Raw genomic sequence first — 8,576 nt, 5'->3', positions numbered from 1 at the left:
TTACGAACTTTTAACCATTCTAGCCACCAGGCAAAATCAAGAAGCAGATCGAGATGATGAGGAGCTAATCGTGACTTTAACTCAACTGTATGAAGAAGCGATCGCCCAACTGCGCGAAGAAGGACGACAGGAAGGACGACAGGAAGGACGGCAAGAAGGAGAACTGCAAGCCACTCTTCGGTTAATTAATAATCTCCTACGGGTTCGCTTTGGAGAAGTAGATGAGGAGCTTGCAGGTATTATAGAGGCGATCGCCACCCTGCCTTCAGAAGAATTCACCCCTCTGCTGCTGCAACGCTCTCGTGAAGAGCTATTAGCGCAATTTACTCCAGCGCCAGAAGAATAGGCGATCTAAACTTTGAAGTCCGTTGAATCAACTATAGTCGCAGGGGGTTGGGGAGATCTTTGTCTCTTGTACCTCATGACAGCGCTTTGTGCTGTAACGGTTTAATCGGACTTGATATGACCCATTACCAGCGCGATCGCTATTTTGGTATACTACAGTACCTTCATGTACTATACCAATCAACTCATGACTCTCGATAACTTTATTACCCTAGATGATACCGCTCTTTCTTTGGAGCAAAGTCTGTGCTACCTCAATGATGCCGGTAAACTACAACCCGCTTTAGTCGAAATTGCCAAACAGTATCTCTTAGAACAAGAAATTCAAGCCGCAGGCATCGGAAATCCCTTAACCGAACAAATCGAACAATTCATGATTGAGTTTCGCGTACAACAACAGCTCACCACTCCCGAAGCCTTTCAGCAGTGGTTATCCGAACATGGCTTAAATTACGCCACATTTAAGCATCAAATTCAAACTCGCATGAAACAAGATGAACTCAAAGAACACATCGTGCGCGACAAAGTGCAGGAGTATTTTGAGCAAAATAAAACCAACTTAGACCGGATTGTATTTTCGCGGATTGTCGTAGAAACCCCAGAAGAAGCACAACATCTGTATCAGCAGCTACAAGAACCGAATGTTTACTTTAGTCAACTCGCCAAGCAACATTCGATTGTTGACGATCGCAAAGTTGGGGGCGCAATGACTCCCATGATTCGCGGCCAAATGCCACCAGAAATCCGCCAAGCCACCCTCTCAGCCGAGCCTGGGGCGATTTTAGGCCCCGTTCAGATTGAGGGACGCTATTGTTTGCTCAAAGTAGAGGAAATTTTGCCCGCACGCCTAGAAGGAGCGCTCAAGCGAGACTTGCAAACCCACCTGTTTGAGGAATGGATTAAGGACAAGTTAAAAGCGATGAAAATACAGCTTAATTTTCAGCCAAAAAAATAACTTGACACGGAAGTATTAACTTGTGTATAGTTCGTAAATACACAATTTACTTAATATCAGGGTTATGAATTGGTTCCAAGGTTTACGCAAAAATAAGCAATCTTTCCTATCGAATTCGTTGTCAGGTAAAACATTTATCTTGGAACCAATTCTTACACCCAGTGGTGTGACGGGGCTTGAGGGGGAAGTAGGCAGTGGGGAGTTGGAGATTGACCCCTTGGATGAGTTGGAAATAGAGGAAGAGCAGCAGCTCGAAGAGGTTGGCGAATCTGAAGAGCAAGAGACGAGAAGCAGCTCGGAAGAGTCAGAAATTATCGATGAAATTGACGATGAAGACATTGAACCCTTGGAATTCTTTTATGCTGAGACTGAGGGAGAAGCAGAACCAGAGCCAGCCTTAGAGCCGGATTCAGAGCCGGATGCAGAGTTACCGCTCGATCTAGAAGTGACCACTTTAGTTACAGAGTTGGATTCTGAGACAGAAGCCAGAGAAGAGATCGAACCGGAACCAGAGCCTGAGCCGTTTACCTATAATTCCACCAATGGTGTATTTACGGTGGGAGAGACGGGTAAGGTCAATCTGGATTATTTGATTGATGGTGGAAAATACGCAAAAGGCGAGATTGGCATCTTCAGTTTGGAAGGAATGGAAGACTATGAGGGAGATGCCGAAGCTTGGGAAACAGCAGCAGTACGCCGCGCTCTCAGTAATTCTACTCTGGGGAATGTGGGGATTGCTGATGGTGAGGAAGGTGCGAAGTTTAGCGGTATTTTAGAGGGAGAACTCGAAGACTGGAACCGGGGCAAGTATCAGTTTGTCGATAGTGTCTCCATGAACCCAGGGGAGCAGTTTGCCTTAGTTATTTCTCCGAAGACTCCCATTGAGCAAGCCTTTGAAGCTGAAAAACCGTTATTTTTCTCGAACGATAGCACCTATGAGAACTTTGCGGATGTGACGGGAGAGGGTCACACATTTACCGTAGAAGATTGGAGGGATGCTGATTACAATGATGTGGTCTTCCAGGTGAATGGCGCGCGAGGAGAAGCGGTTGGGTTAGATGAAGTTATCGATCCGGAGGCGGAAGATTGGCGCGATACTGAAGTGGGACAACAGGTACTCGACTATATTGCTCCCGTGGAGTTTGACTCTGGAGTATTTACTGTTGGAGAGAGTGGCGAAGTGGGGATTGATTTTCTCTATGACGGAGGGAAGTGGAAGGGAGAGTTAGCCCTATTTAGTTTAGAGGGACTCGAAGAAATTAATCCCAATTCCGGGGCGTTTATTGAAGAAGCTGCTTCTCGTGCCTTGTCTAGCTCAGAACTCGGTCATGTAATTATATCCGATCGCGCAGAAGGAGCGAGATTTGATGGCGTTTTGGGCGATGAACGGCAAGACTGGAATGCTGGTGACTATCGCGGAGTGAAGACGTTTGACATGAATCCAGGCGATCGCTTTGGCATGATGTTACTGCCCAAACATTCCGTTAGCAAGCTTGCCGATAACCCAGCATTGGGAGGACTGGGTGCGCCTCTATTTTCCATGTCTAGCTTAAATCCGGAAGATGCCTATCACTTGGGACAACTGGCAGATGTTACCGGAGATGGGAATACGTTTGTAATGGAAGATTGGCGAGTTGACCATCACGGTTCCGATGAAGATTATAACGATTTCATTTTCCAAGTGCGCGGCGCAACCGCAAACGCGGTTAACTTGGATGAGGTGATTAATCCAGAATATGATTGGCGCGAGTCCGATCTGGGTAAGGGGTTGTTGGCGTATGCGAAACCTTATGTAACCCCAGAGACTCCGGAGCTTGGGGAAATTATCCCAGAAGATGTGTATGAGGCAATTTCTGAAGTTCGCGCTGAGGAAGCCTTAGAGTTGGCGGAGTTGGAAGCAGAAGAGGAGATTTTAGAGACTGCGGTAACGGAGGAATCAGCAGCACAAGAGAGTGTTGATACCCAAGAGGATGTACAAGAGTCAGAAGTTACCTTGTCAGAAGGGGATAACAGTACCCCAGTTGCCGAATCTTCAGAATCTCCAGAAGAAACAGAGTTAGATTCGCCCAGAAGCATTATCCCATCCTCTTTGGTTGAGGAGTTAGTGGAAAGCTTGAAACAAGACTTAGAAGATACTAAGGAGCAAGGTCAAGAAGTTTTTACTGAAACTACAGCAGAAATTGAGAGAATTTCTACTGAAGAACAAGTGCTGCTCGATCAAACGTTCGATCAAGTCAAAGATAAAGTTCAGGGTATCCAATCCAAACAAAATGAACTCATTGAGTCCCAACAGTCTCTAAAACAAGTTTCTCAGACCTTAGATCGGTTAGATGACCAGATTAGAAGCCAAGAAAACCAGGCTAACCAGGTCTTGGAAAATACAAAACGAGAGCTGGAAAGTAAAGGATGGATTAATGATAGTCAGACAGATTATAACAATCTGAGAAATGAAACCAATCGTGAGTTTCAGAACATTTGGCAAGACCGTCAATCGATCAGTTCCCAGGATGTCCAATCTCTCAATAATGCTATCTCTAGCTATGGTCAAATGGCGAACGATGCTGGGAACAGTTACAACACCCAGTGGAAAGAGTATATCGAGATCGCAAAAATTCCCGATACATTAGTTCAAAATGCTCAGAATGAACAGGAATTAATCGCCAGCAACTGGGAAGATTGGCATGACGATCGGCAAGCCGAACTTGAACTCCTGCCCAAGCTATTTGCTTCAGAAAATACCTGGGATAGCCAGCCCTTACCTAAATCTAATCCCCCTATAGTCGGTATTATCGATACAGGGTTCGATCCCAACGCCCTTGAAATTGAACCTGCTAGAATTTCAGTCGGCCAAGATTGGGTGGAAGCGAATCAAAATGCCTTAGTGCAACCTGCTGAAGGACACCAACACGGAACGCAAATTTTAGAAGTTATTAATGATATTAACGACCAATCTCCCCTATGGTTAGGTCGCGGTGTGCGATCTGGAGACTGGGCCCAATCTCTGATTGAATTTGTCGATACAGTTAAAGACTCCGAACAGTCTAATGCCGTTATTAATCTCAGTTTTGATTTAACGGAAACTCGTTTAGATGGAACCGAAATTACGCGCCAGGAACTCACCTCTTTAGAACGGGCTGCATTGACCTATGCCCAACAAAATAAAGTTCTTATTGTTGCTTCTGCGGGGAATGAAGGCACTGACTTATCTGCCCTCGGTCAAGCGGCTCAACAATTTGATAATTTAGTGGTTGTCGGAGCGGCTGACGGCTGGGAACGCGCCGAGTATTCCAGTTACAATGAAATCGATTATATCTATGGTCAAGGAGTCGATCTCCTGGCTCAAGGAACAGCAGCAAATGGAGCATCGGGGACTTCGGTAGCAGCCGCAAAAGTAACCGGTGCAGCCTCTTTGATGTGGTCAGCAAATCCCGATCTGAACTATACGCAAGTTATCGATTTATTGCGTCGCAGTTCTACAGATTTAGCTACTCCAGGATGGGATAATGAAACTGGAGCCGGTTTACTCAATATTGCCGCAGCCGTTTATTTGGCTAAGGAAACCGAACCAGAAGCCTATAAATCTCAGCAGTGGGAATTGGTTGATGACATCCTAGAAGAGGATAACATTCCAGAAATTTACTGGCCAGAATTCTATCAACTCTATTCTTTCTATGACTTGGAAACTAAGCTGAGTGCTTCAGCGTGGAGCGGTCAGAGTTATGGACTGGCTACAGAGAGAGAGAATTGGGATTGGAAGAAGCCATTTAAGAAAATTGGAGAAGGAATAAAAAAAGGTGTAAATAAAGTTGTAGAAACAGTTACAAGCTTTACCAACGATATCTCTGATTTTGTCAAAAATGCATGGGATGGAACGAAGAGGTTAGGCAAGGATATTTTAGATAAAGGTAAGGTATTTGTTGAACAGGCATGGGAGTTAGCTAAAGATAATCCTGTCACTTTGGCAGCAGCAGTAGCATCAACCTTATCTGGTGCAGGAATAGTTGGCGTTGGAGTTAGTGTTTTAGTAGGTCAATTACTGGATAATTTCTTCAAAGACCCCGACAACAGCGAAATCAAGAGAGCGGAAGAAGAAAAAAGGCGGCTGGAGGAAGAAAGCAAGAAAGAGATCGCTGCTGCTAAAGAGAATGTAGATCGAGCCAAAGAGAACGGGAAAAGTTTGGTTAACAATGCTAAACAGGCACTCAAGGATGCCAAAGAAAATGGTGCATCTCCTGAAACTATTGAGAAACTCCAGCAAGAGCTAAATCAAGCTGAAAAAGATGCAGCTCAAGCGATCGCCGCAGCTCAAGCCAAACTAGAAGAGACTAAAACCCATTACGCTAACGCGCTGGCTGAAGCAGATCGGAAGTTAGAGAAAGCCAAGCAAGAATTTGAAGAGAGCAAGAAAGGATTTTGGTCAAAACTCAAAGATAGCGTCACAGCGTTTGGCGAAGACTTGGCTCAAGGACTTAAAAGCACTCTGGAGAACATTGATGTAGGCGCTGCCCTAGATCTGCTCAAACGAATTCCCGTTGTGGGTACAGTCGTTAGTGCAGCAGAAGGTCTCTATCACTTAGCCAATGAAGACTGGATAGAAGCCATCAAAGAAACCATTAATGGGGCGCTCGCCCTCTTCGGTCTCTCTACAGTTGTTTCCTCTGATATGATCTCTTTGTTTGTCGATCTGGCATGGGAGCTGAAGGATAAAGACTATAAAGGTGCGATCGCCGCTACCTTACATAACCTAGGCGGAATGAGTGAAACGGTTGCCGAGACCTTTACCAATATTGCTTGGGAGATGAAAGATGGAGACTGGAAATCTATCTTCAAAGTCGGTTTAGAGGGTGCAGGATTTGATAATAGCGGTAAATTTATCGATATCGCCTGGGATGTTATCGACGGAGATTATAAAGGGGCATTAGGAACCGGCTTAACCTTTGCTGGATTTGGACAACAAAAAGCCAATACCCTGGTTGATATTGCCTGGGATATGGCGGATAACCGCTACGGCAAAGCACTGAAAACCGGATTTAACTATGCTGGTTTCTCCAATAGCAATTCCTTAGTCGATCTCGCTTTTGATCTCAAAGATGGCGACTATGAAAACGCATTAAATACGGCATTTAATGCCAGTGGATTGGGTGCAGGAAAAACTTGGGTCGATATTGCTTTTGACTTCAAAAATGGTGACTATAAATCTGCCCTAGAAACGGGACTAAAAACGGCTGGATTCTCCCAATACCAAGACTTTATCGATACCGCTTGGGATTTCAAAGCAGGGAACTATGAAAGAGCATTAATTTCCGCCGTAAATGCTACCGGACTAGGAAATGCCGCCCAGGTAATTGAACGTGCGTTTGCAGAGTATTCCGATCGCTCAGAACCAGCCATTGCGCCATCGGCTATTCCCGCTCAACATAAATTGTATGAATACTTCGCTCGCAGTATTGCCTACGAAGATCCGTCCATTTCTGCGACTCCAGAAACCGCTTTATCAAGCAGCAGTTCTGGAGGCAATAAACTAACGGTAGGCGAGAGAATTAACGCCGGTTATACCGTAGATCGGGTTATCGAGCATCCCTCCACTGGATTTTACGCCGTAGGTTTGCGTCCTGACGATCCGAGTCAACCTCCCGTGCTATTGCTGCGCGGAACCGGAGGCAGTCCCACGGATGAGAAATATGGAACGGTCATTGATGTTCTTGAAGACACGAACCCAGAGGGTATCGGCTACGGTCAATTTAGCGCCCATCAAGCTGAAATCCAAGCCTGGTTAGCCGCACAAACACAACCGGTGGATCTGGTCGGTCACAGTCTAGGCGGTGCTTTGGCGCAAACAATTGCCGCCCATTTCCCCACGGAAGTCGGAGAAATTGTGACGTTCAACTCTCCTGGAATCAATAGTGATACGGCTGAACTCTTTGTTACTCAAGGCGGCAACCCCAACAGTGCCACCCACTACATCACCTCCGGCGATCTGGTGTCGATGGCGGGCGAAGAGTACCTACCGGGTCGGGCAGTTTTAGCCTCCTATCCCAACTTAAATGTCTTTGAGAAGCATAGTTTATCGGTTTTGGGTTCAAACGCCATTAAGTCGGAAAACCAAGCCTCAGAGGTGAAATTAACGGCGCTCTCGGTTGAGGATCTCAGCAGTCCGAGCTTCGGGTATGACGATCGCGACTACACCCTATTTCTCGCCATTATTGCCCTCATCTCTCCCCCCGTTGCCACTGCTTTGACTACGCGACGGACAACGGAAACCAGCCGTCAGGCGATCGGTAGCGTCCTTCACGGAGCCATTGATACCGTCAAAAACTGGCTCCATGTGGCTAAATCCATTCAATCTGAAGACTACTTAAACGCTCTCACTCACAGCTTAGATCTTGGCTCATTTGCGTACACCACGGAATGGGAGAACATGCTCGAAGCGGTGAAACAGCGCAACTATGTTGAAACCCTCACCCAAGCCTTAACCACGACTCAATTACCCGACGCTGGCGACTGGCTAAATCTAATTGGACAAATTGACAATAACCAGTACATGGACGCGCTGACGACAGGATTTAAGTTAGCTGATTTCGGTGCAGCTCAGACTTGGATTGACATTGCCCAAGATATCGAAGGTGGCGAATATTTAGACGCGCTTTCCAAAGGCTTTGACGCGACTGGATTTACCGATGCGGCTCCGTGGATTAGCATGGTACGAGATGTGGGCGATGGCAACTATCTCAACGCTCTGCGAACCGGATTTAATGCAACAGGTTTTGAAGCCGGTCAATCCTGGGTAGATATGGCCTGGCATATCCAAGAAAAAGACTATCTCAAAGCCTTAAGAACCGGCTTCGATTTCGCTGGGTATGACGAAGGAAAACATGCCATCAACGCTGGTTTAGCCGTCAAAGAAGGAGACTATTTCAAGGCATTTACATCCGGGATATCGATGATTGATGGAGTCGATGACTTAGTAGATACTCTCACCTATCTTAAAGATGGGAAGGTGCAAGAAGCCATTCCTTCGATGGTGAATGCTAGTGCTAAATTAGCGACATTATTACTCGTGTAGCAGTTGATGCTGGGCGATACTGTAGGAGACTTCTGGCGATCGCCCCCTCCTGATACAATAGCTCTGATTCAATTGCACAATCGGCGATCGTGACTAGATTTATCCATGACCAATTCGCGAAACAATATCTCAATGAAATGCTTTCCTCTTTTGGCACAGTAGAAACCAGCAAAGATGTGGTCTCAGAAGTGCGCCAAGTTGATGTTTTCTTTA

General features: G+C 46.0%; 2 protein-coding genes and 1 pseudogene. All 3 read left to right on the top strand.

Annotated elements, in window-relative coordinates:
• Positions 1-346 (top strand): annotated as a pseudogene (locus tag PJF56_RS14615) (hypothetical protein); the annotation flags it as partial.
• 165 nt (positions 347-511) lie between these two features.
• Positions 512-1,300, top strand: a complete 789-nt coding sequence (locus PJF56_RS14610; protein WP_283763420.1) for a peptidylprolyl isomerase — start codon at positions 512-514, stop codon at positions 1,298-1,300.
• 139 nt (positions 1,301-1,439) lie between these two features.
• Positions 1,440-8,363: a DUF4114 domain-containing protein gene (locus tag PJF56_RS14605; protein ID WP_283763419.1), complete on the top strand. Its 6,924-nt coding sequence runs from the start codon at positions 1,440-1,442 to the stop codon at positions 8,361-8,363.
• Positions 8,364-8,576: the final 213 nt, after the last annotated feature.

Origin of the sequence: Roseofilum halophilum BLCC-M91, from assembly GCF_030068445.1 — a bacterium.
Taxonomy (GTDB): Bacteria; Cyanobacteriota; Cyanobacteriia; order Cyanobacteriales; family Desertifilaceae; genus Roseofilum; species Roseofilum halophilum.
The sequence above is the reverse complement of the archived record's forward strand: the minus strand, read 5'-3'. Positions and strand labels throughout refer to the sequence as shown.

Excerpts from the sequence above, each read along its gene's own strand:
- PJF56_RS14610 (WP_283763420.1), top strand. The coding sequence starts at position 512 with ATGTACTATACCAATCAACTCATGACTCTCGATAACTTTATTACCCTA.